The organism is Streptomyces sp. NRRL F-525 (assembly GCF_000716605.1).
GTDB lineage: Bacteria > Actinomycetota > Actinomycetes > Streptomycetales > Streptomycetaceae > Streptomyces.
The window spans coordinates 1-361 of record NZ_JNXE01000169.1; the positions used below are offsets into that span (position 1 = coordinate 1).

Below are 361 nucleotides of genomic sequence, written 5' to 3' on the forward strand. Positions count from 1 at the left end.
CTCCGCCGACCCGACCAGCACCCACGAAGGCTCCGGCTCCGCCACCACCCCAGGCGCCGCCGCCAACTCCGCCCACTCCACCTCGAACAGGGCATCCCGAATGCCGCCAGCGGTCGTCCCGCCCAGCTGCTCGACCGGCACGGGCCGGGAGACCAGCGACTGCAGACTGAGCACCAGACCACCGGTCCCGTCGGCGGCCTCGAGAGACAGCGTGTGAGCGGCGGACCGCATCAGACGCACCCGCAGGGCGGAGGCACCCGCGGCATGCAGACGCAACCCACTCCAACCGAACGGCAGATGCACACCCTCCCCGGCATCCCCACGGCCCTCACCCGCCGGATCCGCAAGCGCCACATCCAAC

The 361-nt window shown here is 72.3% G+C and carries 1 protein-coding gene; it reads right to left on the reverse strand.

Annotated elements, in window-relative coordinates; translation table 11 throughout:
- Positions 1-231, reverse strand: a 231-nt coding sequence (locus tag OO69_RS52345) for a hypothetical protein (protein WP_158713552.1), incomplete at its 3' end; no start/stop codon positions are given.
- Between the last annotated feature and the right edge of the window lie 130 nt (positions 232-361).